The sequence below is a fragment of the Rhizobacter koreensis genome, from assembly GCF_013366375.1.
In the GTDB taxonomy this organism is placed as follows: Bacteria; Pseudomonadota; Gammaproteobacteria; order Burkholderiales; family Burkholderiaceae_C; genus Schlegelella_A; species Schlegelella_A koreensis.
This window is the reverse complement of record NZ_JABWMJ010000003.1, coordinates 95338-121143: the sequence shown is the minus strand read 5'-3', so window position 1 is coordinate 121143 and position 25806 is coordinate 95338. Positions and strand designations below refer to the sequence as shown.

The 25806-nt window shown below is 70.5% G+C and carries 22 protein-coding genes; 16 read left to right on the top strand and 6 right to left on the bottom strand.

Going from position 1 to position 25806, the window contains the following annotated elements; translation table 11 throughout:
- Position 1 precedes the first annotated feature (1 nt).
- Genes HQN59_RS07505 through HQN59_RS07495 form a run of 3 tightly spaced genes read left to right on the top strand, consistent with a single transcriptional unit; the run spans position 2 to position 2830 of the window.
- Complete coding sequence (locus tag HQN59_RS07505) at positions 2-1072, top strand: histidine kinase (RefSeq protein WP_176067726.1); 1071 nt, start codon at positions 2-4, stop codon at positions 1070-1072.
- Entirely contained in the window at positions 1069-1884 is an 816-nt protein-coding gene (locus HQN59_RS07500; RefSeq protein WP_176067724.1) for a LytR/AlgR family response regulator transcription factor, read from the top strand. Before HQN59_RS07505 ends, HQN59_RS07500 begins: the two co-directional genes overlap by 4 nt.
- 40 nt (positions 1885-1924) lie before the next feature.
- Complete coding sequence (locus HQN59_RS07495) at positions 1925-2830, top strand: 5'-nucleotidase (RefSeq protein WP_176067722.1); 906 nt, start codon at positions 1925-1927, stop codon at positions 2828-2830.
- 11 nt (positions 2831-2841) lie between these two features.
- On the opposite strand, the gene HQN59_RS07490 is transcribed toward HQN59_RS07495, so the two are convergent.
- Positions 2842-3570, bottom strand: a complete 729-nt coding sequence (locus HQN59_RS07490; protein ID WP_176068427.1) for a helix-turn-helix domain-containing protein — start codon at positions 3568-3570, stop codon at positions 2842-2844.
- Positions 3571-3794: 224 nt separating this feature from the next.
- Between HQN59_RS07490 and HQN59_RS07485 the strand changes: the two genes are divergently transcribed.
- The 8 genes from HQN59_RS07485 (at position 3795) to HQN59_RS07450 (ending at position 13037) form a co-directional block, all read left to right on the top strand.
- Positions 3795-5741: an AMP-binding protein gene (locus tag HQN59_RS07485; protein WP_176067720.1), complete on the top strand. Its 1947-nt coding sequence runs from the start codon at positions 3795-3797 to the stop codon at positions 5739-5741.
- Positions 5738-6676: an ABC transporter ATP-binding protein gene (locus HQN59_RS07480; protein WP_176067718.1), complete on the top strand. Its 939-nt coding sequence runs from the start codon at positions 5738-5740 to the stop codon at positions 6674-6676. Before HQN59_RS07485 ends, HQN59_RS07480 begins: the two co-directional genes overlap by 4 nt.
- A 46-nt stretch (positions 6677-6722) precedes the next feature.
- Complete coding sequence (locus tag HQN59_RS07475; protein ID WP_176067717.1) at positions 6723-7652, top strand: branched-chain amino acid ABC transporter permease; 930 nt, start codon at positions 6723-6725, stop codon at positions 7650-7652.
- Positions 7653-7740: 88 nt separating this feature from the next.
- The gene (locus HQN59_RS07470) at positions 7741-8805 is read left to right on the top strand and encodes an ABC transporter permease subunit (protein ID WP_176067715.1); all 1065 of its coding nucleotides are present in this window, start codon (positions 7741-7743) and stop codon (positions 8803-8805) included.
- 59 nt (positions 8806-8864) lie between these two features.
- Complete coding sequence (locus tag HQN59_RS07465; protein ID WP_176067713.1) at positions 8865-10205, top strand: ABC transporter substrate-binding protein; 1341 nt, start codon at positions 8865-8867, stop codon at positions 10203-10205.
- Positions 10206-10600: 395 nt separating this feature from the next.
- Positions 10601-11413 (top strand): ATP-binding cassette domain-containing protein, encoded by an 813-nt coding sequence (locus tag HQN59_RS07460; protein WP_176067711.1) that lies wholly within the window; start codon positions 10601-10603, stop codon positions 11411-11413.
- A 30-nt stretch (positions 11414-11443) separates the two neighbouring features.
- Positions 11444-11716: a hypothetical protein gene (locus HQN59_RS07455; protein WP_176067709.1), complete on the top strand. Its 273-nt coding sequence runs from the start codon at positions 11444-11446 to the stop codon at positions 11714-11716.
- A gap of 4 nt (positions 11717-11720) precedes the next feature.
- On the top strand, positions 11721-13037 hold the full coding sequence (locus HQN59_RS07450; protein WP_176067707.1) for a phenylacetate--CoA ligase family protein: 1317 nt from the start codon (positions 11721-11723) through the stop codon (positions 13035-13037).
- An 88-nt stretch (positions 13038-13125) separates the two neighbouring features.
- On the opposite strand, the gene HQN59_RS07445 is transcribed toward HQN59_RS07450, so the two are convergent.
- Both HQN59_RS07445 and HQN59_RS07440 read right to left on the bottom strand, forming a co-directional pair.
- On the bottom strand, positions 13126-14103 hold the full coding sequence (locus HQN59_RS07445) for a Bug family tripartite tricarboxylate transporter substrate binding protein (RefSeq protein WP_176067705.1): 978 nt from the start codon (positions 14101-14103) through the stop codon (positions 13126-13128).
- 38 nt (positions 14104-14141) lie between these two features.
- Positions 14142-15383: a pyridoxal-phosphate-dependent aminotransferase family protein gene (locus HQN59_RS07440; protein WP_176067703.1), complete on the bottom strand. Its 1242-nt coding sequence runs from the start codon at positions 15381-15383 to the stop codon at positions 14142-14144.
- Between the two features lie 115 nt (positions 15384-15498).
- Between HQN59_RS07440 and HQN59_RS07435 the strand changes: the two genes are divergently transcribed.
- The 3 genes from HQN59_RS07435 to HQN59_RS07425 all read left to right on the top strand — a co-directional run bounded on the left by HQN59_RS07435 (position 15499) and on the right by HQN59_RS07425 (position 20362).
- On the top strand, positions 15499-16182 hold the full coding sequence (locus tag HQN59_RS07435; protein WP_176067701.1) for a GntR family transcriptional regulator: 684 nt from the start codon (positions 15499-15501) through the stop codon (positions 16180-16182).
- A complete protein-coding gene (locus HQN59_RS07430; RefSeq protein ID WP_176067699.1) occupies positions 16179-19262 on the top strand; it encodes an FAD-binding and (Fe-S)-binding domain-containing protein in 3084 nt (1027 codons plus the stop codon). Before HQN59_RS07435 ends, HQN59_RS07430 begins: the two co-directional genes overlap by 4 nt.
- A 125-nt stretch (positions 19263-19387) precedes the next feature.
- Positions 19388-20362, top strand: coding sequence for a tripartite tricarboxylate transporter substrate-binding protein (locus HQN59_RS07425; RefSeq protein WP_176067697.1), 975 nt, complete (start codon positions 19388-19390; stop codon positions 20360-20362).
- Between the two features lie 183 nt (positions 20363-20545).
- Here HQN59_RS07425 and tyrS read toward each other — a convergent pair whose 3' ends face one another.
- On the bottom strand, positions 20546-21802 hold the full coding sequence (gene tyrS / locus HQN59_RS07420) for a tyrosine--tRNA ligase (RefSeq protein WP_176067695.1): 1257 nt from the start codon (positions 21800-21802) through the stop codon (positions 20546-20548).
- A 181-nt stretch (positions 21803-21983) separates the two neighbouring features.
- On the opposite strand from tyrS, the gene HQN59_RS07415 reads away from it, so the two are divergent.
- Positions 21984-23369 carry a M23 family metallopeptidase gene (locus HQN59_RS07415; RefSeq protein ID WP_246294766.1) on the top strand — a complete coding sequence of 462 codons (1386 nt, stop codon included), beginning with the start codon at positions 21984-21986 and terminating at the stop codon, positions 23367-23369.
- A gap of 135 nt (positions 23370-23504) precedes the next feature.
- A complete protein-coding gene (locus HQN59_RS07410; RefSeq protein ID WP_176067693.1) occupies positions 23505-24635 on the top strand; it encodes an anhydro-N-acetylmuramic acid kinase in 1131 nt (376 codons plus the stop codon).
- A 147-nt stretch (positions 24636-24782) separates the two neighbouring features.
- Here the strand turns inward: HQN59_RS07410 and erpA are convergent, their stop codons facing one another.
- Together erpA and rpsI are read right to left on the bottom strand one after the other, a co-directional pair.
- Positions 24783-25160 carry an iron-sulfur cluster insertion protein ErpA gene (gene erpA / locus HQN59_RS07405; RefSeq protein ID WP_176067691.1) on the bottom strand — a complete coding sequence of 126 codons (378 nt, stop codon included), beginning with the start codon at positions 25158-25160 and terminating at the stop codon, positions 24783-24785.
- Positions 25161-25407: 247 nt separating this feature from the next.
- Complete coding sequence (rpsI, locus tag HQN59_RS07400) at positions 25408-25800, bottom strand: 30S ribosomal protein S9 (protein ID WP_176067688.1); 393 nt, start codon at positions 25798-25800, stop codon at positions 25408-25410.
- Positions 25801-25806 lie beyond the last annotated feature (6 nt).

Genomic DNA, 25806 nt, shown 5'->3' with positions numbered 1-25806 from the left:
CGTGGCGCCGATCGACTGGGTCAGCAAGCTGCGGCATCTGCTGCAGCTGATCGCGTTCTGCCTCGCGATCGCGGCGGTGCTCGCCGTGCTGCTGCCCAACCCGCGCGGCTACCAGGTGCCGCTGGTCTATTCGCTCTCGATCGGCGGCGTCACCTGGGCCTTGTCCGATCTCGGCCGGCATCTGTTCCGGTCGAGCGCGGAGACGGGATGGCCGACGGGCTGGCGCAGCGGCGCGCTGGTCGCCGGATCGATCCTCGGCGGCTATCTCGTCGGGACCGTGATCGCCGATGCCTGGTTTGGCTGGTCGTCGTGGGACAACACCCACTCGCGCAACCACATGCAGGTGTCGCTGCTCGTCACGGTGTGTGCCGGGCTCGTGGGCATCTATTACTTCTACAGCCGTGGCAAGGCGGCCTACCTCGAGACCAAGATGGTCGAGGCGCGCCGCCAGGCGACCGAGGCGCGCCTCAAGCTGCTCGAGGCGCAGCTCGAGCCGCACATGCTGTTCAACACGCTCGCCAACCTGCGCGCCCTGATCGGCAGCGACCCGGTGCGTGCGCAGTCGATGCTCGACGAGCTGAACGCGTTCCTGCGTGCGACGCTCAAGGCGTCGCGCGCGGCGACCCACCCGCTCGCGGCCGAATACGAGCGCCTGCGCAGCTACCTCGAGCTGATCGCGATCCGCATGGGACCGCGTCTCGCCTACGAGCTGAACCTGCCCGCGGCGCTGGCCGACGTGCCGGTGCCCACGCTGCTCCTGCAGCCGCTGGTCGAGAACGCCGTGCGCCATGGCCTCGAGCCGCGCGTCGCCGGCGGCCGCATCGAGGTCGGCGCACGCACCGACACGCGCGACGGCGTCGAGTGGCTGGTGCTCACGGTCGACGACGACGGCGAGGGTCTCTCGGACGCGGCGGCGAGCGGCGGCTCGGGCTTCGGCCTCTCGCACGTGCGCGAGCGCCTGACCACCCTGTGCGGCGACGACGCCCGGCTCGACCTCGCCGAGCGCCCCGGCGGCGGCGTGCGCGCCACCGCGACCTGGCGCCTCGCCGCAGGCCCGTCCGCGACGCCATGAACGAACCCCGGCCGACCGCGCTGATCGCCGAGGACGAGCCGCTGCTCGCGCAAGCGCTCGCCGCCGAGCTGGCGCGCGCGTGGCCCGCGCTCGACGTCGTCGCCATCGTGGGCGACGGCGCCTCGGCGGTGCGCGAGGCGCTCGCGCGTCAGCCCGACGTGCTGTTCTTCGACATCCGCATGCCTGGCATGGACGGCCTCGACGCCGCCGCCGCGCTCGCCGACGCCTGGGATGCGGCGCGGCCGTTCCCGGCGCTCGTGTTCGTGACCGCCTACGACGCCTACGCGGTGCAGGCGTTCGACGCCCACGCGGTCGACTACGTGCTCAAGCCCGTGCAGCCGGCGCGCCTCGCGCGCACCGTCGCTCGCCTGCAGGAGACGCTGGCACGCCAGCGCGACGGCGGCGGCAGCCTCGAGGCCGCACTCGACCAGCTGCGCGCGCTGCTGCCGGGGGCTGCGGGCTCCACCGAGCCGTCGCTGCAATGGGTCACCGTCGCCGAGCCCGGCGCCGCCGCGACGGCGTCGCTGCGCATGGTGTCGATCGACGACGTGATCGCGTTCGAGGCCGCCGACAAGTACGTGCGCGTGCTCACCACCGACGCCGAGCACTGGATCCGCACGCCGCTCAAGGAGCTGATCGGCCGGCTCGACGCGAACCGGTTCTGGCAGGTGCACCGCGGCGCGGTGGTGCGCGCATCGGCCATCGAGCGTGTGCTGCGCGACGAGTCGGGGCGGGTGCGCCTGCAGCTGCGCGGCCGGCCCGATCGCATCGAGGTGAGCCGGCTCCACGCGCAGCGCTTCAAGGCGATGTGACGGCGCCGGGCGGCGCCGCGCCCCGCCCTATCATCGTTCGATGCCCGCCAGCCTCGAAGGTCAGCTCGTCGTCGCGATCTCGTCGCGGGCCCTCTTCGACTTCGAGGAGGAGAACGAGCACTTCGAGTCGCACGACGACCGTGCCTACATGCAGCTGCAGCTCGAGCGGCTCGACGTCACCGCCAAGCCGGGCGTCGCGTTCTCGCTGGTGCAGAAGCTGCTGGCGTTCAACTCGCTCGGGCCGCGCGTCGAGGTCGTGATCCTGTCGCGCAATGACCCGGTCTCGGGCATGCGCGTGTTCCGCTCGGCGCACGCCTACGGCATGGGCGTGCAGCGCGGCGTGTTCACGCGCGGCGAGTCGCCGTGGCGCTACCTCAAGCCGCTCAACGCCAACCTGTTCCTGTCGGCCAACGAGGCCGACGTGCGCTCGGCCCTCGAAGCCGGCGTGCCGGCGGCGCGCGTGTTCCCGCAGGCCGCGCGCGCGTCGGACGCGCATCCGAACGAGGTGCGGATCGCCTTCGACGGCGACGCGGTGATCTTCTCGGACGAGGCCGAGCGGGTCTACCAGGCGAGCGGCCTCGATGCCTTCCAGGCGCACGAGAGCGCGCACTTCGACACCCCGCTCGCGGCCGGGCCGTTCAAGCCGCTCCTGCTCGCGCTGCAGCGCCTGCAGCAGGAGCCGTCGCAGGGCATGCGGATCCGGACGGCGCTCGTCACCGCGCGCAGCGCGCCGGCGCACGAGCGCGCGATCCGCACCCTGATGGACTGGAACATCGACGTCGATCAGGCGATGTTCCTTGGCGGCCTCGACAAGGGCGCGTTCCTGCGCGAGTTCGAGCCCGACTTCTTCTTCGACGACCAGACCGGACACATCGAAAGCGCCCTGCTGCACGTGCCGGCCGGGCACGTGGCGTCGGGGGTGAGCAACCCGCTGCGCCGCGCCTGAGCGCGCCGCGGCTAGCGGTGCTGGCGCAGCCCGTCCAGATCGAGCACGCTCACGCCGCCGTACTCGACGCGTATCAACCCGCTGGCCTGCAGTGCACGCAGCGCCTCGTTGACGCGCTGGCGCGAGAGGCCCACCAGGTAGCCGAGCTCCTGCTGCGTGATCCGCAGCAGGCTGCCGACGCCGGGGTAGAGCACCGGGTGGAACAGCGCCGCGAGGCCGCGCGCCACGCGTGAATCGGGGTTCGACAGCCGGTCGATCTCGCGCGCGGCGATGAACTGGCCGAGGCGCTCGTTGAGCTGCTGGGTGATGAACCGGTTGAACGGCAGGCTGCGGTCGAGCAGCCAGTGGAAGGTCTCGACGCCGAGGCCGGCGACGACGCTGCGGCGCAGCGCCTGGATGTCGTAGCGGTACGCCTCGCGCTTGATCAGCGTGCCCTCGCCGAACCAGCCGCCGGGCGGCAGCCCGATCAGCGTGATCGGCACGCCGAGCGCGGTGTCGTTGCTCATCTTCAGCAGGCCGTCGACGACGCCGAACCAGTAGGTCACCGGCTTGCCGGCACGGCACAGCAGCTCCCGCGCCTCGACGGACACCACCTTGAGGTCATCGACGACGACGGCACGCTCGTCGGCGTCGAGCGCGCGCAGCCAGGCGATGTCGGCGAGCTCGTCGGCGGTCGGTGCACGGGCGCGCTGCAGCAGCGAGCCCGGGGATGGCCGCGCCGCCGCCGAGGTGGTGGCGATCGGGGCGCCCGCCGACGCCCCTGCGCCTGCCGCGGCGCGTCCCGCTGCAGAGACGCCGGCAGTGCCCAGGGTCGGCTTCGGCGACGAACGTTCCACGCGGGAAAGACCGGAGGGGAGTGACCCTCGAATTGTCGTCAGAACGACAACCCGGCGTCAAAGTTGTTCTTACATTGATTTCGCCGACCCCGGGTCGGCGTGTCACGCACCGGAACCGATCGACGACCGTGCCCACCACCTTTCCGCAGTTGCTGTTCGAGCACGCCGCACGCCGGCCGAAGGCGGCGGCGCTGCGCGAGAAGGAGTTCGGTATCTGGCAGACGCTCACGTGGCGCGAGCTCGCCGAGCTGGTGCGTCACGTCGCCGGCGGCTTCGCGCACGCGGGGGTTCGCCGCGGGCAGCACGTCGTCGTGATCGGCGAAAACCGGCCGCGCCTCTACGCGTCGATGCTCGCCGCGCAGTGCCTGGGTGCGATCCCCGTGCCGCTCTATCAGGACGCCGCGGCCACCGAGTTCGTGTTCCCGATCGCCAACGCCGAAGTCGCGTTCGCCGTGGTCGAGGACCAGGAGCAGGTCGACAAGCTGCTCGAGGTGCGTCCGCAGTGCCCGCTGCTCGCTCACGTCTGGTACGACGACCCGCGCGGCCTGCGCCACTACCGCGAGCCGGGGCTTCGGTCGCTGGACGAGCTGATCGCCGCCGGGCGCGCGTTCGTCGCGGCACAGCCGGGCTTCATCGACGCGGAGGTCGCCAAGACGGGCGCCGACGACGTGGCGGCGCTCTTCTTCACATCGGGCACCACCGGCAACCCGAAAGGCGTGGTGCACACGCACGGGACGCTGATCGACCGCGCGCGCGCCGGCGCCGCGTTCGACCGCCTCACCGGGAACGAGGAGGTGCTCGCCTACCTGCCGCCGGCGTGGATCGGGCAGAACATCTTCTCGTACGCGCAGTGGCTCGCCTGCGGCTACGTCGTCAACTGCCCCGAGTCGGCCAGTACGGTCACGATCGACCTCAAGGAGATCGGTCCGACCTATTACTTCGCGCCGCCGCGCGTGTTCGAAGGCCTGCTCACCAGCGTCACGATCCGCATGGAGGACGCCGGCCGGCTCAAGCGCTGGCTGTACGGCCACGCGATGGCGCTGGCGCGCCGCGTCGGCGTGGCCAAGCTCGACGGCAAGCCCGTCGGCATCGCCGATCGGTTCGCGTACGCACTCTGCGACGCCCTGATCTACGCACCGCTGCGCAATTCGCTCGGCTTCAGCCGCGTGCGCGTCGCCTACACCGCGGGGGAAGCGATCGGGCCCGACCTCTTCACGTTCTACCGCTCGATCGGCATCAACCTCAAGCAGCTCTACGGGTCCACCGAGACCGCGGTGTTCGTCTGCCTGCAGCCCGATGGCGAGGCGCGCGCCGACACCGTCGGCGTGCCGATCGAAGGCGTCGAACTCAGCGTCGCCGAGAGCGGCGAGATCCTGGTGCGCTCGCCGGGCTTGCTGAAGGGCTACTACAAGAACGCGCAGGCGACCGCCGAGGTGCTGGGCGGCGATGGCTGGTACCGCACCGGCGATGCCGGCTTCCTCGATGCATCGGGGCACCTCAAGATCATCGACCGCGCCAAGGACGTCGGCCACCTGCGCGGCGGCCCTTACGACGGCGCGCTGTTCGCGCCGACATACGTCGAGAACAAGCTGAAGTTTTTCCCGGTCATCAAGGAGGCGGTCGCGTTCGGCGACGGTCGCGACCGCGTCTGCGCGTTCGTCAACATCGACTTCGAGGCGGTCGGCAACTGGGCCGAGCGACGCAACCTGCCGTACGCCGGCTACGTGGAGCTGTCGCAGAAGCCCGAGGTGCGCCAGCTCGTCGCCGAATGCGTCGACGCCGTCAACGCCGACCTCGCCGCCGACGCCAAGCTCGCCGGCAGCCAGATCAGCCGCTTCGTGGTGCTGCACAAGGAGCTCGACGCCGACGACGGCGAGCTGACGCGCACCCGCAAGGTCAAGCGCGGCTTCATCGGCGAACGCTACCGGGTGCTGGTCGACGCGCTCTACGACGGCCGCAGCAGCCAGTACGTCGAGACCGAGATGACGTTCGAGGACGGCCGGCGCGGCCGCGTCGCCGCCGACCTGCAGATCGTCGATGCGCGCGTCCATCCTGCGTTGGAGCGCGCCGCATGAGCGCGTCGGCGGCGTTGCGCGACGGAGCGGGCGCGCCGCAGGTGGACGCGCCGACACGCGCCCGGGACGACGCGGGCGCATGGACCGACCATTCGGCCGGTGCCGCGACGCTGCCGCCCGGAGCCGCGCCGCCCGCACCCGGCGTGCGCCGCATCGGAGACGTGATCCTCGACGTGCGCGACGTGAGCCTCGCGTTCGGCGGCGTCAAGGCGCTCACCGGCATCGGTTTCGACGTCCGCGAGCACGAGATCCGCGCGATCATCGGGCCCAACGGTGCCGGCAAGAGCTCGCTGCTCAACTGCATCAACGGCGTGTACCAGCCGCAGAGCGGCTCGATCAGCCTGCGCGGGCGCGCGTTCCACCGCCTCGACCCGCGCTCGGTTGCCCAGATGGGCGTCGCGCGCACGTTCCAGAACCTCGCGCTCTTCAAGGGCATGAGCGTGCTCGACAACATCATGGCCGGGCGCAACCTGAAGATGAGGAGCAGCCTTTTCGCGCAGGCGTTCCGGCTGCCGTTCGGCTGGGGGCCAGCCAACCGCGAGGAGATCGCGCATCGGCGCGCGGTCGAGGAGATCATCGATTTCCTCGAGATCCAGCCCTACCGAAAGACGCCCGTCGGCCGCCTTCCCTACGGCCTGCAGAAGCGGGTCGACCTCGGCCGTGCGCTTGCGATGGAGCCGTCGCTGCTGCTGCTCGACGAGCCGATGGCCGGCATGAACGTCGAGGAGAAGCAGGACATGAGCCGCTTCATCGTCGACGTGAACGACGAGTTCGGGACGACCATGGTGCTGATCGAGCACGACATGGGGGTCGTCATGGATCTCTGCGACCGGGTCGTCGTGCTCGACTACGGGCGCAAGATCGGCGACGGCACGCCGGCCGAGGTGCGCGGCAACCCCGACGTGATCCGCGCGTACCTCGGCACCGCGCACTGAGAGCTGCCATGCCGCGCCGCTCACACCGCACTGCACCACGCTGACCATGGGCCCGTTCCTCGAAACGCTGTTCGGCGGCCTCATGGTCGGCATGCTCTACGCGCTGATCGCGCTCGGTTTCGTGCTGATCTACAAGGCGTCGGGCGTCTTCAACTTCGCGCAGGGTGCGATGGTGCTGTTCGCCGCGCTCGCGATGGCGCGCTTTGCCGAATGGAGCCCCAGGCTCACCGGCATCGACAGCAAGCTCGTCGCGAACCTGCTCGCGTTCGCGGCGGCCGCGCTGCTGATGGTCGGGCTCGCGTGGCTGGTGCAGAAGCTGGTGCTCGGGCGCCTCGTCAACCAGGAAGGCATCACGCTGCTGATGGCCACGCTCGGCATCACCTACTTCCTCGAGGGTGCCGGCCAGACCCTGTTCGGCAACGACATCTACAAGATCGACGTCGGGCTGCCGAAGGATCCGATCTTCCTGTTCGAGAAGGCGTTCCAGGGCGGCGTGCTCGTCAACCAGGAAGACCTCGCGGCGGCGCTGATCGCCGCCGTGCTGGTGGCCGTGCTCGCGCTTTTCTTCCAGAAGACGGGCACCGGCCGCGCGCTGCGCGCGGTCGCCGACGACCACCAGGCCGCGCAGTCGATCGGCATTCCGCTCGACCGCATCTGGGTCATCGTCTGGTCGGTCGCCGGCATCGTCGCGCTGGTCGCCGGGATCATCTGGGGCTCCAAGCTCGGCGTGCAGTTCTCGCTGTCGCTCGTGGCGCTGAAGGCGCTGCCGGTCGTGATCCTCGGCGGGCTCACGTCGATCCCCGGCGCCATCGTCGGCGGCCTGATCATCGGCGTCGGCGAGAAGCTCTCCGAGATCTATCTCGGCCCGAGCCTCGGCGGTGGCATCGAGATCTGGTTCGCCTACGTGCTCGCGCTCGTGTTCCTGCTGGTGCGGCCGCAGGGGCTGTTCGGCGAGAAGATCATCGATCGCGTATGAAAGCGATCGACGATCTCACGGCGATCGACGTCGCTCGGCGAAGTCGAGCCGAGCGTGCCGCGCCCGACCGATCATCGCGAGGTGCCGCGTGATCTACCGGGAAAACGGCCAGTTCAAGACCTCCTACGAGGCCGACCAGCAGATCTTCCCGGTCCGCCAGGACCGGCTCGCGATCGTGCTGCTGCTCGCGCTCGCCTTCGTCGTGGTCCCGCTCGCCGCCCCCGAGTACCTGTTCCGCGCGATCCTGATCCCGTTCCTGATCCTCGCGCTCGCCGCGCTCGGCCTGAACGTGCTGGTCGGCTACTGCGGCCAGATCTCGCTCGGCACCGGGGCGTTCATGGCGATCGGCGCCTATGCGGCCTACAACCTGATGGTCCGCATCGACGGCATGCCGCTGGTGGCGGCGCTGCTGCTCGGCGGACTCGCGTCGACCGCCGTCGGCGTGCTGTTCGGGGTGCCGTCGCTGCGCATCAAGGGCCTTTATCTCGCGGTCGCCACGCTCGCGGCGCAGTTCTTCACCGACTGGGCGTTCCTGCGCATCCCCGCGTTCACCAACCACTCGGCGTCGGGCTCGGTCAGCGTCGCCGGGCTTTCCGTCGCGGGCTTCTCGATCGAGTCGCCGGTGCGCAAGTACCTGTTCTGCCTGACGTTTGTCGTGCTGTTCGCGCTGCTCGCGAAGAACCTGGTGCGCAGCGCGATCGGCCGCGAGTGGATGGCGATCCGCGACATGGACGTCGCCGCCGCGGTGATCGGCATCCGGCCGATCCACGCCAAGCTCACCGCGTTCGCCGTGAGCTCGTTCATCGTCGGCGTCGCGGGCGCGCTGTGGGGCTTCGTGCACCTGGGCTCGTGGGAGCCGGCCGCGTTCTCGATCGACCGCTCGTTCCAGTTGCTCTTCATGGTGATCATCGGCGGGCTCGGCTCGATCATGGGGTGCTTCTTCGGGGCCGGCTTCATGGTCGTGCTGCCGCTCGTGCTGAGCCAGGTGCCGCAGGCGCTCGGCGTCCCGCTCTCGACGGCGACCGCGTCGCACCTCGAATTCATGATCTTCGGAGCGCTGATCGTCTTCTTCCTGATCGTCGAACCGCATGGCCTCGCACGGCTCTGGTCGACCGCCAAGGAAAAGCTGCGGCTGTGGCCGTTCCCGCATTGAGGCACCGAGTTCACGCCTTCAACCACGCACCGGCGCGTGCGATTCATCAGGAGACCAGCATGAAACTGATCAGCACATGGCGGGCCGCAGCGATCGGCGCGGTCGTTCTCGGCGCGGCCGCGGGCATCGGCGCCGCGTCCAGCGCCTTCGCGCAGGCACGCGAGCAGTTCTTCCCGCTGCTGGTCTACCGCACCGGCCCGTATGCGCCGAACGGCACGCCATGGGCCAACGGCAAGCAGGACTACCTCAAGATGGTCAACGCGCGCGACGGCGGCATCAACGGCGTCAAGCTCACGTTCGAGGAGTGCGAGACCGGCTACGCCACCGACCGCGGCGTCGAGTGCTACGAGCGCCTCAAGGGCAGGGGCGCGTCGCTGTTCGACCCGCAGGCCACGGGCATCACGTTCGCGCTGACCGACAAGGTGCCGGCCGACAAGATCCCGCTGATGACCCTCGGCTACGGCCTCTCGGCCGCGCAGGACGGCCTGGCGTTCAAGTGGAACTTTCCGCTGATGGGCAGCTACTGGACCGGCGCCGACATCCTGATCCAGCACATCGGCAAGAAGGAAGGCGGCCTCGACAAGCTCAAGGGCAAGAAGATCACCCTTGTCTATCACGACTCGCCGTTCGGCAAGGAGCCGATCCCGCTGCTGCAGGAGCGCGCGCGCATGCACGGCTTCGACCTGCAGCTGCTGCCGGTCACGGCGCCCGGCGTCGAGCAGAAGGCGACCTGGCTGCAGGTGCGCCAGAGCCGCCCCGACTACGTGCTGCTGTGGGGCTGGGGCGTGATGAACTCGACCGCGCTCAAGGAAGCGCAGGCCACCGGCTACCCGCGCGACAAGATGTACGGCGTGTGGTGGGCCGGCGCCGAGCCCGACGTGAAGGACGTCGGCGAAGGCGCCAGGGGCTACAACGCGCTCGCGCTCAACACTTCGGGCCAGCAGCCGAAGGCGGTGCAGGACATCCTGAAGTACGTGCACGACAAGGGCCAGGGCACCGGCCCGCGCGACGAGGTGGGCTCGGTGCTCTACACGCGCGGCATGATCATCCAGATGCTCAGCATCGAGGCCGTCCGGCGGGCGCAGGAGCGCTTCGGCAAGGGCAAGGTCATGACCGGCGAGCAGGTGCGCTGGGGCCTCGAGAACCTCGCGCTCGACCAGAAGCGGCTCGACGCGCTCGGCTTCGCCGGCGTGATGCGCCCGCTCTCGACCTCGTGCGCCGACCACATGGGCTCGACGTGGGCGCGCGTCCACACGTGGGATGGCTCGAAGTGGAACTTCACGTCCGACTTCATCCAGGCCGACGAGCAGATCCTCAAGCCGATGGTCAAGGCGGCGGCGGACCGCTACGTGGCCGAGAAGAAGCTGACGCGGCGCACGCCGGCGGACTGCCAGAGCTGAGTCGGCATGTCGCGCGAGCAGCGGAGCGGCAGCGGCGTGTGCGGGTCGGCCCGGGTGCTCCGTCGTCCGCCGCGCGAGCGAGCGAGCGGCAAAGGCGCGTGCGGGCAGGCCGCGCCGCTTCGTCGGGGCGGTCGGTGCTGCGCACCGACTCCCCTGCGGTGCTCGGTCTCGTGGCCGCGGCGCGGAACTCGCTGCGTTCGCTGCGCTCTCTCCGCTCAGACATCCGCGCCGAGTCAGATGACGAGTCGCGCTTTGCGCTCGGCCACGAGCCCTGCGCGCCTCGGCGCTCTCGAGGCGCGTCGCGACCTGCCCGCACGCGCCTTTGCTGAGGCAGCAGAGCTGTCCGAAATGTCGGTCGATGCGCGCCGCTTCGCGGCCGGCCGGGGGCTCCGCTCGTGACCGCCACCTCCATCCTCCTCGACGTCAACGGCATCGAGGTGATCTACAGCCACGTGATCCTTGTGCTCAAGGGCGTCTCGCTGCAGGTGCCCGAGGGCCGCATCGTCGCGTTGATGGGCGGCAACGGCGCCGGCAAGACGACGACGCTGCGAGCGGTGAGCAACCTCCTCGCCGGCGAGCGCGGCGCCGTCACCAAGGGCTCGATCGCGCTGGCCGGCGAGCGCATCGAGCGGCTCAGCACCGCCGACATGGTCGAGCGCGGCGTGATCCAGGTGATGGAGGGCCGGCGCTGCTTCGGGCACCTGAGCATCGAGGAGAACCTGCTGACCGGCGCCTATACGCGGCGCGACGGCAAGGCCGCGGTCGCGGCGACGCTCGAGAAGGTCTACGGCTACTTCCCGCGCCTCAAGGTGCGGCGCACCTCGCAGGCGGCTTACACGTCGGGCGGCGAACAGCAGATGTGCGCGATCGGGCGTGCGCTGATGGCCAACCCGAAGATGGTGCTGCTCGACGAGCCGTCGATGGGACTCGCGCCGCAGATCGTCGAAGAGGTGTTCGAGATCGTGCGCGACCTCAACCAGAAGGAAGGCGTGACCTTCCTCCTGGCCGAGCAGAACACCAGCATGGCCTTGCGCTACGCCGACCACGGCTACATCCTCGAGAGCGGCCGCGTCGTGATGGATGGACCCGCGGCGATGCTGCGGGAGAACGAGGACGTCAAGGAGTTCTATCTCGGCACCGGCGGCAGCGAGCGGCGGAGCTACCGCGACGTCAAGAGCTACAAGCGGCGCAAGCGCTGGCTCGCCTGAGCGCCCATCGGTCAGACCAGAGGATCCCGCATGCCACGCCCCGACGACGACACCCTCAAGACCCTGCTGCCGCTGCTGCGCCAGCTGCGCGAGATCAAGGGCGTGCGCGAAGCGCGCCCCGGCGCATTCACCGTGCGCGGCGCGTCGTTCATCAACCTGCAGGCGGAGGCCGGGCAGGTGTGGGCCGAGATGAAGAAGGCCGGCGGCGCGGGGTTCGACCGCTATCCGCTGGCGACGCCGCCCGAGCATCGCAAGCTGGTCGACGACGCCCGGCGCCGCGCGGCCGCGCTCGACGACGAGTGACGCGATGAGCGAACCACTGCCGGGCGCCTCGCCCCGCGCGCCCTCGCCGGATGCGCTGCTCGACCCGCGCGAGACGCGCGCGCCCGAGCTGCGCGAAGCCGAGCTGATGTCGCGCCTCTCGGCGCTGGTCGCGGTCGCCCAGGCGCAGGCACCGGCGTATGCCGAGCTGCTGCGCGGCGTCGACGCCGCCTCGGTTGCCTCGCGCGCCGCGCTGGCGATGCTTCCGCTCACCCGCAAGCGCGCGCTTGCCGAGCGCCAGCGCGCCGAGCGCGCGCGCGACGTGTTCGGTGGCTTCGCGACGCTGGGCATCGGGGCCGCGCACGCCCCGGCGCGGCGCGCCGGGCGCGTGTTCGCATCACCCGGCCCGATCTACGAGCCCGAAGGTGCGGCGAGCGACTACTGGCGCATGGGCCGTGCGATGCGCGCGTCCGGGATCCAGGCTGGCGACCTGGTGCACAACGCGTTCAGCTACCACTTCACGCCGGCCGCGGCGATGATCGAGAGCGGCGCGCGCGCGCTCGGCTGCACGGTGTTTCCGGCCGGGATCGGTCAGACCGAGCTGCAGGTGCAGACCATTGCCGACCTGCGCCCCGACGCGTATGCCGGAACGCCGAGCTTCCTGAAGCTGATCGTCGACAAGGCGGCCGAGAGCGGCACTGACATCGGCTCGATCACCAAGGCGTCGGTGGGCGCCGAGGCGTTCCCGGCCGCGCTGCGCGACTGGCTGAGCGCGCGCGGCATCGATGCCTACCAGAGCTACGGCACCGCCGACCTCGGCCTCGTCGCCTACGAGACCTCGGCCCGCGAAGGCCTCGTGCTCGACGAGGACGTGATCGTCGAGATCGTCGAGCCGGGCGGCAGCACGCCGGTGGTCGACGGCGAGATCGGCGAGGTGGTGGTCACGGTCCTGAACCCCGACTACCCGCTGATCCGCTTTGCGACCGGGGACCTGTCGGCGGTGCTGCCCGGCGCCTGCCCGAGCGGTCGCACGAACACGCGAATCCGTGGCTGGCTCGGCCGCGCCGACCAGAGTGCGAAGGTGCGCGGCATGTTCGTGCACCCGAGCCAGGTCGCCGAGGTGCTGCGTCGCCACTCGGCGGTGCGCAAGGGCCGGCTGGTGGTCGCCGGCACGTTGGCCGACGATCGCATGCGGCTCGACATCGAGCTCGACCCAGGCGCCGGCGACGCGGCGGACCTGGCCGAGCGCGTGGCCGAAACGATCCGCGACGTCACCCGACTCCGCGGCGAAGTCGCCATCGTCGCGCCGGGCAGCCTTCCCGACGACGGCCGCCTGATCGAGGACACGCGAGCCGTCGGCTGAGGTGCTGCGCGGGCGCAGCCACCCGCCGCGCCGCACGAACGCCGGCCCGCCCGCGCCTTGGCCGTGAGCGGGCGCCGGCGTCGACGCCTCAGCTGTCGACCTTGACGTCGGCCTCCTTCACCACTTTCGCCCACTTGGCGATCTCGCTGCGGATGAACTGGGCGAACTTATCGTTCGAGCCGCCGCCGTCCTCGGCACCGTAGGTGTCGAGGCGCTCCTGCACGTCGGGCATCGCGAGCACGGTGTTGACGTCGGCGTTGATCTTCTGGGCGATGGCCTGCGGCATCTTGCCCGGGCCCGCGAGCCCATACCAGGTGGTTGCCTCGAAACCCTCGAAGCCCGCCTCCTGCATCGTCGGCACGCTCGGGTGACCCTTGGCGCGCTTGAGCCGAGTCTGGGCGATCGCGACGACCTTGCCGTTTTTCACGTGCGGCGTCGCCGCCGTCATCGTCTCGAAGCTGTAGTTGATCTGGCCGCCCATGAGGTCGGTGAGCAGAGGCCCGCTTCCCTTGTACGGAATGTGCAGCGCGTCGACCCTGGCCTGCAGCTTGAACATCTCGAGCGCCAGGTGCTGCGCCGAGCCGGCGCCGGCCGATCCGAAGCTGACGCGGCCCGGCTGCGCCTTGCACATCGCGACGACGTCGCGCACGGTCTTCGCGGGCAGCGCCGGGTTCGCGATCAGCAGGTTCGGGGTCACGCCGACCAGCACGATCGGCACGAAATCGCGCTCGGCGTTGTAGCGCAGCTTGGGCTGCAGGCTCGGCGCGAGCGCGTGGCTGTTGATGTGCGCCATCAACAGCGTGTTGCCGTCGGGCGGCTGCAGTGCCACGTACTCGGCGGCGATGACGCCGGCCGCGCCCGCCTTGTTCTCGACGATGACCTGCTGACCCCACATGCCGGTGAGCTTCTGCCCCACCACGCGGGCGAGCGCGTCGGTGCCGCCGCCCGGCGGAAAGCCGACCACGATGCGCACGGGTGCGGTCGGCCACGACTGCGCACGGATATACGGGAATGCGAGTGCGGTCGCCGCGCCCGCGGTTCCCTTCAGGATGGTTCGTCTGTCCATGGATGTCTCCTCCGGTCTCGAAACGATGGCGGCGCCGTCTAGGCGGCGCTTTGCAGTGGGGTTGCGGCGGGATGCGCGGCGAAATACGCCATCGCCGCCTCGACGCCGCTCGCCGCGGTGGCGACGCCGGCGAGCCTGAAGCCCATCTCGACGCCGGCGAGCGCGGCGACGAGCGTGAGGTCGTTGCAGTCGCCGAGGTGGCCGATGCGGAACATGCGGCCCCTGACCTTGCCGAGACCCGTGCCGAGCGAAAGGTCGAACCGATCGTGGATCAGCTTGCGCAGGGCGTCGGCGTCGACGCCGACCGGCGTGACGACGCCGGTCAACACCGGCGAATAGACCGCCGGATCGGCGCACTGGATCGGCAGGCCCCACGCCTTCACCGCCGTGCGCACGCCGGCGGCCCAGCGCTGATGGCGCGCGAAGATCGCCTCCAGCCCCTGGCCGAGGATCATCTCGAGCGATTCGGCAAGGCCATACAGCAGGTTGGTGTTCGGCGTGTAGGGCCAGTAGCCGCCGCGGTTCATCTCGACGATCTCGTCCCAGGCCCAGAACGCCTTCGGCAGGCGCGCCGACTTCGACGCTTCGAGCGCGCGCGGCGAAAGCGCGTTGAAGCTGATGCCGGGCGGCAGCATCAGCCCCTTCTGCGACCCGCTGACGGCCACGTCGACGCCCCACTCGTCGTGTCGGTAGTCGGCCGAGGCCAGCCCCGAGATCGTGTCGACCATCAGCAGCGCCGGATGGCGCGCGGCGTCGATCGCGCGCCGTACCGCCGCGATGTCGGAGGTGACACCGGTCGAGGTTTCGTTGTGGACCACGCACACCGCCTTGATCGCGTGCTCGCGGTCGGCGACGAGGCGCTCCTCGATCAGCCCGGCGTCGACGCCGCGCCGCCACGCGTTCGGCAGGCCCGTGTCGGAGTCGGTGCCCTTGACCGACAGGAACTCGGGCGCGAGCCCGAGGCGCAGCGCCATGCGGTGCCAGAGCGACGCGAAGTGGCCGGTCTCGAACATCAGCACCGCGTCGCCGGGGCTCAGCACGTTGACGAGCGCGGCCTCCCATGCGCCGGTACCCGACGCCGGGTAGATGGCGACCGGGTGGCGCGTCTGGAACACGCGCCCGATGCCGTCGAGGACCGTCTTTCCCAGCACCGCGAACTCGGGCCCGCGGTGGTCGATGGTGGGCAGGCTCATCGCACGCAGGATCCGGTCGGGCACGGGGCTGGGGCCGGGGATCTGCAGGAAGTGGCGGCCGCTGGGATGCTGGTCGAGCGCGAACATGGAATCTCCTGAATGCCGGCCAGTTTTGCATGCAAAACGTGGTTGTCAAGCGGCAATCACTCTATGATGCCTGCAAACACCTTCTTCAACTTTGCATACAAAAGGCCTGTCGCCGATGGCCAACATCGTCTCCATCGCCCCCGAGGTGCTGCACCAGCAGGTCGGCTCGCGCCTGCGCCAGCTGATCGTCGAAGGCCTCATCGAGCCCGGCCGCAAGCTCAACGAGCGCGCCCTCGCCGAGCAGCTGCAGGTGTCGCGCACGCCGCTGCGCGAGGCGATCAAGATGCTGGCCGCCGAGGGCCTGGTGGAACTGCTGCCGCACCGCGGCGCGGTGGTCGCGCAGCTCTCGACGCAGGACGTGATCGACACCTTCGAGGTGATCGCCGGGCTCGAGGGGCAGGCCGGCGAGCTCGCGGCGGCGCGCATCGAGGATCACGAGCTCAACGAGATCCGCGCCCTGCACTACGAGATGCGCGCGGCGCACGCGCGGCGTGACCTGCCGACCTACTACCGCCTCAACGCAACCATCCACAACCACATCAACGCGGCGGCCCGCAACGCGGTGCTCACGCACACCTACCGCACCGTCAACGCGCGGCTGCAGGCGCTGCGCTTCCGCTCCAACTTCGACGAGACCAAGTGGGCGCGCGCCGTCGACGAGCACGACCGCATGGTCGAGTGCCTGAGCGCGCGCGACGGTGCCGCGCTGCGCCGGCTGATGATCGAGCACCTCGACCACAAGCGCGACGCGGTGCTCGAGCTGCTTGCCGCGCGCGGCGACGCCGCGAGGCTCGCATGAGCGCGGTGCTGAAGCCCGCGGCGGCGACGCCGGTCGGCGCGGCGCCGGTCCGCGCGGCGAGCGAGCGGGTCCCGGAGACGCCGGGTGCCGCCGAGGTCGCCCGCCTCGCGGAGCGGCTCGCGCGCGAGACCGGCGGCGAGGTGCTGTTCGACGCCGGCTCGCGCGGCCGCTACGCCACCGACGCATCGATCTACCAGGTGATGCCGGCCGGCGTGTTCGTGCCGCGCGACGCCGCCGACGTCGCGGCGGCGATCGGCATCGCCCATGAGGTCGGCGTGCCGCTGCTCTCGCGCGGCGGCGGCACCTCGCAGTGTGGTCAGACCACCGGCAGCGGGCTCGTCGTCGACATGAGCAAGCACCTGCGCAAGGTGCTCGATGTGAACCTCGACGCGATGACGGTCGACGTCGAGCCCGGCATCGTGCTCGACCACCTCAACGCGCAGCTCAAGAAGCACGGCGTCTGGTTTCCGGTCGACGTGTCGACGAGCGCGCAGGCCACGATCGGCGGCATGGCGGGCAACAACTCGTGCGGCTCGCGCTCGATCGCGTACGGGAACATGGTGCACAACGTGCTGGGCATCGACGCCTGGCTGAGCGACGGCAGCGAGATCGCGCTCGGCCCGCTCGGCGAGCTCGGCGCCGCCGAACGCGCGATCGCGGAGTTCGTGCGCGACCTTGCCGCAGCCCATCGCGACGACATCCGCGCCCACTGGCCGAAGGTCGCGCGCCGCGTCGCCGGCTACAACCTCGACATCTTCGACCCGCAGAGCGAGCGCCCGTACACCGCCGACGGCAGCGTCAACCTCGCGCACCTGCTGGTAGGCTCGGAAGGCACGCTCGCGGTGTCGAAGCGCCTGAAGCTCAAGCTCGCACCGCTCGCGCGCAGCAAGGTGCTCGGCGTCGTCAACTTCCCGACCTTCCGCGCCGCCATGGCGTCGGCGCAGCATCTGGTCAAGCTCGGCCCGACCGCGGTCGAGCTGGTCGACCGCACGATGATCGAGCTGGCGCGCGCCAACCCGGCCTTCCGGCCGACCATGGAGAGCGCGCTGATCGGCTCGCCCGAGGCGATCCTGCTGGTCGAGTTCAGCGGCGACGACCGTGCGGCGCTGCTGCGGAGCCTCAAGGAGCTGGTCGCGCTGGTCGGCGACCTCGGCCTGCCGGGTGCGGTGGTCGAGATGCCCGACGAGGCCGCGCAGAAGGCCCTCTGGGAGGTGCGCAAGGCCGGCCTCAACATCATGATGAGCGTCAAGGGCGACGGCAAGCCGGTGAGCTTCATCGAGGACTGCGCGGTGCCGCTCGAGCACCTCGCGGACTACACCGACGCGCTGACGGAAGTGTTCGCACGTCACGGCACGCGCGGCACCTGGTACGCGCACGCCTCGGTCGGCACGCTGCACGTTCGCCCCATTCTCGACATGCGGCGCGATGGTGCCGCGAAGATGCGCGCGATCGCCGAGGAGGCGGCGACGCTGGTGCGCAAGTACAGGGGCGCGTTCAGCGGCGAGCACGGCGACGGCCTGTGCCGCGGCGAGTGGATCCGCTGGCAGTTCGGGCCCAAGGTGGACGATGCGTTCCGCGCGATCAAGGATCGTCTCGACCCGATCGGCCTGCTGGCGCCGCGCCGCATCGTCGACCCGCCGAAGATGGACGACGCGAGCCTGTTCCGCTTCAAGCCCGGCTACAGGACCATCGCGCTGCAGCCCGTGTTCGACTGGTCGGCCTGGAATGTACAGACCGATCCGGTGACCGAGGTGTCGAGCGCGCCCGGCAGCGGCGGCGACGCGAGCGGCGGCTTCGCCAAGCACGTCGAGATGTGCAACAACAACGGGCACTGCCGCAAGTTCGACGCCGGCACCATGTGCCCGAGCTACCGGGCGACGCTCGACGAGGCGCACGTGACGCGCGGCCGCGCCAACACGCTGCGCCTGGCAATCTCGGGCCAGCTGCCGGGCGACGCCCGCGACAACGGCCTCGAGGGCGATGCCGTGCGTGCGGCGCTCGATCTCTGCGTCAGCTGCAAGGGCTGCCGGCGCGAGTGCCCGACCGGCGTCGACATGGCCAAGCTCAAGCTCGAGCACCTGGCGCGCCGCAAGGCCCGCGACGGCCACACGCTGCGCGATCGCGCGATCGCGGGCCTTCCGGACTACGCGCGCGCCGCAAGCCTGGTGCCGTGGCTGCCGAACCTGCGCAACCGGGTCGGCTTCCTCGCCCGCGCCGGCGAGCGCTGGCTCGGCATTTCCGCGAAGCGCCCGCTGCCGCGCTGGCGCCGCGACACGTTCCGGCGCGTGGCCCCATCGCTCGGCCTGGTCGACCGCGACGCCGCGCTCGCCGCCGAGAAGTCGGTGGTGCTGTTCGTCGACACCTTCAACGGCAACTTCGAGACCGAGAACGCGCGCGCCGCGGTGCGCGTGCTGCAGGCCGCCGGCTACGCGGTGCACGTGGCGAGCGATCCGGCGGCCGGCCCGCTCTGCTGCGGACGGACCTACCTCGCCGCCGGCATGCCGGATCGCGCCAAGGCCAAGGCGCGCGCCCTCGTCGACGCGCTGCTGCCGTTCGCCGAGCGCGGCATCGCCGTGGTCGGCCTCGAGCCGTCGTGCCTGCTCAGCCTGCGCGACGAGATCCCGGTGATGGGGTTCGGCGCGGCCGCCGAGAAGGTCGCATCGGCGGCGCTGCTGTTCGAGGAATTCATCGCGCGCGAAGCACGCGCCGGCCGCTTCGCGCTCGACCTCGCGCCGGCGAGGCGGCCGCTGCTGGTACACGGTCACTGCCACCAGAAGGCGTTCGGCGTCGTGCAGCCGGTGCTCGACGTGCTCAAGCTCATACCCGGCGCGCAGCCGACGCTCGTCGAGACCTCGTGCTGCGGAATGGCCGGCAGCTTCGGCTACGAAGCCGAGCACCATGCGGTCTCGATGCAGATGGCCGAGATGAGCCTGCTGCCGGCGATCCGCAACGCGCCCGATGCCGACGTGATCGCCGACGGCACGAGCTGCCGGCACCAGATCGCCGACGGCGCCGGGCGCAAGGCGCGCCACGTCGCCTGCGTGCTCGAGGAGCATCTCCGATCGACGACCCGCGCATGACCGTTGCCAAGTGCCCTGGCTGGCGGGCGCCGCGCAAAGCCCGTACCCCGTTGTTTTCCCGCTTGCGCGCTCGAAGCGACTCCGCACAATCGCGTCAACCCAAACCCTCCATGAGGACTTTCCCGATGAAGAGACTGCTAGCTGGCGTCGCCGTGACGCTCCTGTGTGCCGCCGCCACGGCCGCCGAGTACCCGGACCGGCCGGTGACCATCGTCGTTCCGTTCGCGGCGGGCGGGCCGACCGACAAGGTGGCCCGCGACCTCGCGGAAGCGATGCGCAAGCCGATGGGCGGACAGTCGATCATCATCGACAACGTCGGCGGCGCCGGCGGCACGCTCGGCGCGACCAAGGTTGCCCGCGCCGCGAACGACGGCTACACGCTGCTGCTGCATCACGCCGGCATCAGCACCGCGCCGACGCTGTACCGCAAGCTCGCCTACAACACGCTCGACGATTTCGAGTACCTCGGCATGATCAACGAGGTGCCGATGACGCTGATCGGCCGCCCGACGCTGCCGGCCAACAACTTCGCCGAACTGCGCAAGTGGCTCGACGCGAACAAGGGCAAGATCAACCTCGCCAACGCCGGCATCGGCGCGGCGTCGCACCTGTGCGGCCTGCTGCTGCAGAGCTCGCTGAAGATCGACATGCAGACGGTTCCCTACAAGGGCACCGCACCGGCCATGAACGACCTGCTCGGCGGCCAAGTCGACCTGATGTGCGACCAGACGACCAACACCACGGGCCAGATCGAGGCCGGCAAGGTCAAGGTCTATGCCGTGACGACGACCAAGCGTCTCACCACCCCGGCGCTGAAGAACGTCCCGACGATGGACGAGCTCGGCGTCAAGGGCTTCAACGTGACGATCTGGCACGCCCTCTACGCGCCCAAGGGCACGCCCAAGGCGGTCACCGACAAGATCAATGCCGCGCTGCGAGTGGCGCTCAAGGACCCCGACTTCATCAAGCGTGAAGAGGCGCTCGGTGCCGTGGTCGTCAACGACGCGCGCATTGGCGGCGCCGAACACAAGAAGTTCGTCGAGGCCGAGATCAACAAGTGGAGCCCGATCATCAAGGCGGCGGGCCAGTACGCGGAATAAGCGTCCCCTCTCGAACGAAGGCCCGCTTGCCGGAAGGCAGCGGGCCTTTCTCATTGGGCAGCCGGGTCCGGCGACGGCGCGGATCGACACGAGCGCTACCGCCGATCGACGCGAGGGGCTGGCGATGGCGACGGGCGGCGGACTCGGCGTCGCTAGGCGGCACTTCGGCTTCGCGCCGCGCGATCAGGTCAGCGTGACGCGCGCGAACTTGCGTTTGCCGACCTGCACCACGAACGTTCCGGCAGGCAGCCTGAGCCCGCGATCGCTGACCACCGCGCCGTCGATGCGCACCCCGCTGCCATCGACGAGGCGCATCGCCTCGCTGGTGGAAGGCGCGAGGTTGGCCTGCTTGAGGAGGCTGCCGATGCCGAGCGGCGCGCCGGCGAGCGTGACCTCGGGAATCACGTCCGGGATACCGCCGCGCGCCCGGTTGTCGAAGTCGGCCTCGGCCGCACGCGCCGCGGCCGCGCCATGAAAGCGAGCCGTGATCTCGGTCGCCAGCATGACCTTGGCATCGCGCGGGTTGCGGCCGCCCTCGACCTCGTGGCGCAGCGCGGCGATCTCGCCCGGCGTGCGCCGGCTCAGCAGTTCGAAGTAGCGCCACATCAGGGTGTCGCTGATCGACATCAGCTTGCCGAACATGTCGTTCGGCGGTTCGGTGATGCCGATGGTGTTGCCCTTCGACTTCGACATCTTCTCGACGCCGTCGAGGCCTTCGAGCAGCGGCATCGTCAGCACGCACTGCGCTTCCTGGCCGTACTCGGCCTGCAGCGCGCGCCCGACCAGCAGGTTGAACTTCTGGTCGGTGCCGCCGATCTCGAGGTCGCTCCTGAGTGCGACCGAGTCGTAGCCCTGCATCAGCGGATAGAGCAGCTCGTGCACGCTGATCGGCGTGCCGTCGCGGAAGCGCTTGGTGAAGTCGTCGCGCTCCATGATGCGCGCCACCGTGTAGCGCGCCGCGAGCTGGATCATCCCGCGCGCGCCGAGCGCGTCGCTCCACTCCGAGTTGTAGCGAACCTCGGTGCGCGCGGGGTCGAGCAGGCCGCTCACCTGCGCCGAGTAGGTGGCTGCGTTGGCCTCGATCTGCTCGCGGGTCAACGGCGGGCGCGTGGTGTTGCGGCCCGAGGGGTCGCCGATCATCGACGTGAAGTCGCCGATCAGGAAGATCACCGTGTGACCCAGGTCCTGCAGCTGGCGCAGCTTGTCGAGGACCACCGTGTGGCCGATGTGGATGTCGGGCGCCGTGGGATCGAGGCCGAGCTTGATGCGCAGGGGAATGCCCGTCGCTTCGGCGCGGGCGAGCTTGGCGAGCCAGGCGGTCTCGGGAAGCAGCTCCTGGCTGCGCAGCTTCGTGATCTCCAGCGCCTCGCGTGCGCGATCTGTAACCGGATGGTTCTGGCCCGACCCGATCGAGTCAAAAACACCGTGAATGTCAGGCATTTGGGGAGTTGCGCAAAAAGTCGGATCGGTATACTGCGCAGCGGGTCGAGCCAGCGAGCTCGGACCGACTCAGTTCAGGCCGGCAGGGAACCACGCATTCTAGGTGGTCACCCAGGCGGTGATTTCCACCAGGCAGCGGCCCGTGCCGTGCCTCCAGACCGAGCGATCCGCTCCGCGCGATTTGAATCCTCTCGACCTGCTCGACGGTGCCGTCGCTTCCGCAAGCCAACGCACCGGCCGCTTCGTCTCCCGCCACCCCCGCTCCCTCACCGCCGCCGTCGTCATCGCTCTGGGCGGCTTCGGCGCGACCGCCTTCGGTCTGGCCCCTCTCGAAGCCGACGATGCACCGATCGCGCAGCGCGTGGTCACCGAGATCGTGGCGCCCGCAGGCCTGCAGGCGCAGGTCGAGGCGCTCGCCGAGCAGGAGCTCGAGCTCTACCGCACCGACCTCACGCGCCCGAGTGACACCGCCGAGTCGCTGCTGCGCCGGCTCAACGTCAACGACCCCGGCGCTGCCGCCTTCCTGCGCAGCGACGCCGTCGCCCGTCAGCTGCTCGACGGCCGCGGCGGCAAGATGGTGCAGGTGCGCACCAACGCGTCGGGCGAGCTCGACGAGCTGGTCGCGCGCTTCGCGGCGCCGATGCCCGAGCTGGTCAGCACCCGCTTCACGCGCCTCAAGGTCACGCGCTTCGGCGGCGGCTTCAAGGCCACCCGCGAGCTCGCGCCGCTGTCGGCCGAGGTCCGCATGGGCAGCGGCGTCGTGCGCACCACCCTCTTCGCGGCGACCGACGCCGCCGACATCCCAGACGCCGTCGCGACGCAGCTTGCCGAGGCGTTCGCCACCGACGTCGACATGCACCGCGAGCTGCGAAAGGGCGCGACGTTTTCGGTGGTCTACGAGGCGCTCACCGCCGACGGTGAACCGATCACCTGGAACGCCGGCGTCGGCCGCCTCCTCGCCGCCGAGTTCGTCAACGATGGCCAGACCCACTCGGCGGTCTGGTTCAAGGAAGGCGACTCCAAGGGCGGCTACTACGACCTCAACGGCCAGAGCAAGCTGCGCACGTTCCTGTCGAGCCCGCTCGAGTTCTCGCGCGTGACGTCGGGCTTTTCGATGCGCATGCACCCGGTGCTCAACACCTGGCGCGCGCACAAGGGCGTCGACTACGCGGCTCCCACCGGCACGCCCGTGCGCGCGATGGGCAACGGCGTGGTCGAGTTCGCCGGCTGGCAGAACGGCTACGGCAACGTCGTCCACATCCGCCACGCGAACGACCGCGAGACGGTGTACGCGCACCTCAGCCAGATCGCGGTCGCTCCCGGCCAGCGCATCGAGCAGGGGGCGCTGATCGGCGCGGTCGGCGCGACCGGCTGGGCCACCGGCCCGCACCTGCACTTCGAGGTCAAGATCGGCGGCGTCCAGCAGGATCCGCTGGCGGTCGCCCAGGGCTCGCAGGCCGTCGCGGTGTCGCCCGCGGCGAGGGCGCGCTTCGCGCAGCTCGCGCAAGCGGTGCGCACGCAGCTGCAGGTCGCGCAGTCGCTCTCGTCGACGACGTACGGCGAGTAAGGCTCAGGCCCGCAGCGCGGGCCGCGCTCCTCAAGGCCCGCGCTGCGGGCCTTTCGTTTTCCGCGTTCACGCAAGGCCGCTGCCAGTTCGCGCGCACCGTCGCGGCAGCGATCGCGGCCCCGGCACAATCGCCCGATGGACGGCTACATCGGGTTGATGTCGGGCACTTCGCTCGATGGCGTCGACGGCGTGCTCGCGACCTTCGACGAGCCCGGCGCGATCGAGGTTCGCGCGCACGCGCACCGGCCCTTCGACCCCGCGCTGCGCAGCGAGCTGCTGGCGCTCAACCGACCGGGCGCCGACGAGCTGCACCGCGCCGCGCTGGCCGGCAACGCGCTCGCCGCCCTCTATGCCGAGATCGTCGAGGCGTTGCTCGCGGCGGCGAACTGGCCGCGCCACCGCGTGCGGGCGATCGGTGCGCATGGTCAGACCGTTCGCCACCGGCCCGGCGAGTTCGACGGCATCGGCTACACCTTGCAGCTGAACGCGCCGGCCCTCCTCGCGGAGCGCAGCGGCATCGACGTGGTCGCCGATTTCCGCAGCCGCGACGTCGCGGCGCGCGGCCAGGGCGCGCCGCTGGTGCCGGCGTTCCACCGCGCGCTGTTCGGCCGTGACGCCGACGTCGCGGTGCTGAACCTCGGCGGCATCGCCAACCTCACGCTGCTCGGCGCCGACGGCGGCACGCTCGGCTTCGACTGCGGCCCGGCCAACGCGCTGCTCGACGGCTGGTGCGAACGCCACCGCGGCGAGCCGTTCGACCGCGACGGTGCGTGGGCGGCGAGCGGCCGTGTCGACGCCGCCCTCCTGCAGGCGATGCTTGCCGACCCCTACTTCGCGCTCGCCCCGCCCAAGAGCACCGGCCGCGATCGCTTCAACGCCGAGTGGCTCGAGCGGCAGCTCGCGGCCCGCCTGCCGGGCAGCACGAATACGCCCCAGCGGGCGCCCGCCGACGTGCAGGCGACGCTGGCCGAGCTGACCGCGCGCAGCTGCGCCGACGCCCTGCGGCGTCATGCACCCGGCTCGAGCGAGCTGATCGTGTGCGGCGGCGGTGCGTTCAACGGCGATCTGATGCAGCGCTTGCAACAGCACCTGCACGAGGTGCCGGTCGTCGCCAGCAGCGAGCGAGGCCTGCCGCCGACGCAGGTCGAGGCCGCGGCGTTCGCCTGGCTCGCCCGCGCCTTCGTCGAGCGCAGGCCCGGCAACCTGAGCGCCGTCACGGGCGCCGCCGGCGAGCGCGTGCTGGGAGCGCTCTACCCGGCCGGCTGATCGAGCCGAGCCGGACAGCGGCTCACCAGCAGGTTGCCGCCGCGAAGGCCCGCCGCCGCGAGTCGCGCGCGCCTGGCGAGCACCGGCGCCGAGTTGCCCGCCCATGAAAAAGCCGCCCGCAGGCGGCCTGGTCACGAGGGCGAAAGATCAGGCCGAGAAGCTCGACCCGCAGCCGCAAGTGGTCGTCGCGTTCGGGTTCTTGATCACGAACTGGGCGCCCTGCAGGTCGTCCTTGTAGTCGATCTCGGCGCCGACCAGGTACTGCAGGCTCATCGCATCGATCAGCAGGGTGACGCCGTTCTTGTTCATCTCGGTGTCATCGTCGTTGACGATCTCGTCGAACGTGAAGCCGTACTGGAAGCCCGAGCAGCCGCCGCCTTGCACGAACACCCGCAGCTTGAGGTCGGGATTGCCTTCCTCGTCGACCAGTTCCTTCACCTTGTTCGCCGCACTGTCGGTGAAGATGATCGGCGGCGGTGCATCGAGGTCGGCGTGGCTGATGATGTCGTCGGCGAGTGCGCTCATGTCTTGCTCCATCGGCGATGCGCCGAAGCGGGGATTATCGGCGATGCCGCGCGAACGCGTCGGCGCGGTTGCCGGGGAGGGTCTTCCTCGACGTGGCGGCCGCGGGGCGGCATTTCAAGACGCCCGCGGCGGCGCCGCGAAGCGCGCCGGGCGAGCGGCACCAACAAAGCAAACGGGCCGGTACATGACCGGCCCGTGGACCGCCCCGCCAGGCAGGGCGAAGACGCACCCGCGAGGGCGCGCCCGATCAGCGCTTGCTGAACTGCTTGCGGCGGCGCGCGCCGTGCAGGCCGACCTTCTTGCGCTCGACTTCGCGCGCATCGCGCGTCACGAAGCCTGCCCGGCTGAGCTCGGGCTTGAGCGCCGCGTCGTAGTCGACGAGCGCGCGGGTGATGCCGTGGCGCACCGCGCCGGCCTGGCCCGACTCGCCACCGCCGTGCACGTTGACCTTGATGTCGAACGTGCCGTCATTGGCGGTCAGCACCAGCGGCTGGCGCACGACCATGATCGACGTCTGACGGCCGAAGTACTGGTCGAGCGGCTTGCCGTTGACGAGGATCTGGCCGCTGCCCTTCTTGATGAAGACGCGCGCCACCGACGACTTGCGACGGCCGGTTCCGTAGTTCCAATTTCCGATCATCGCGAG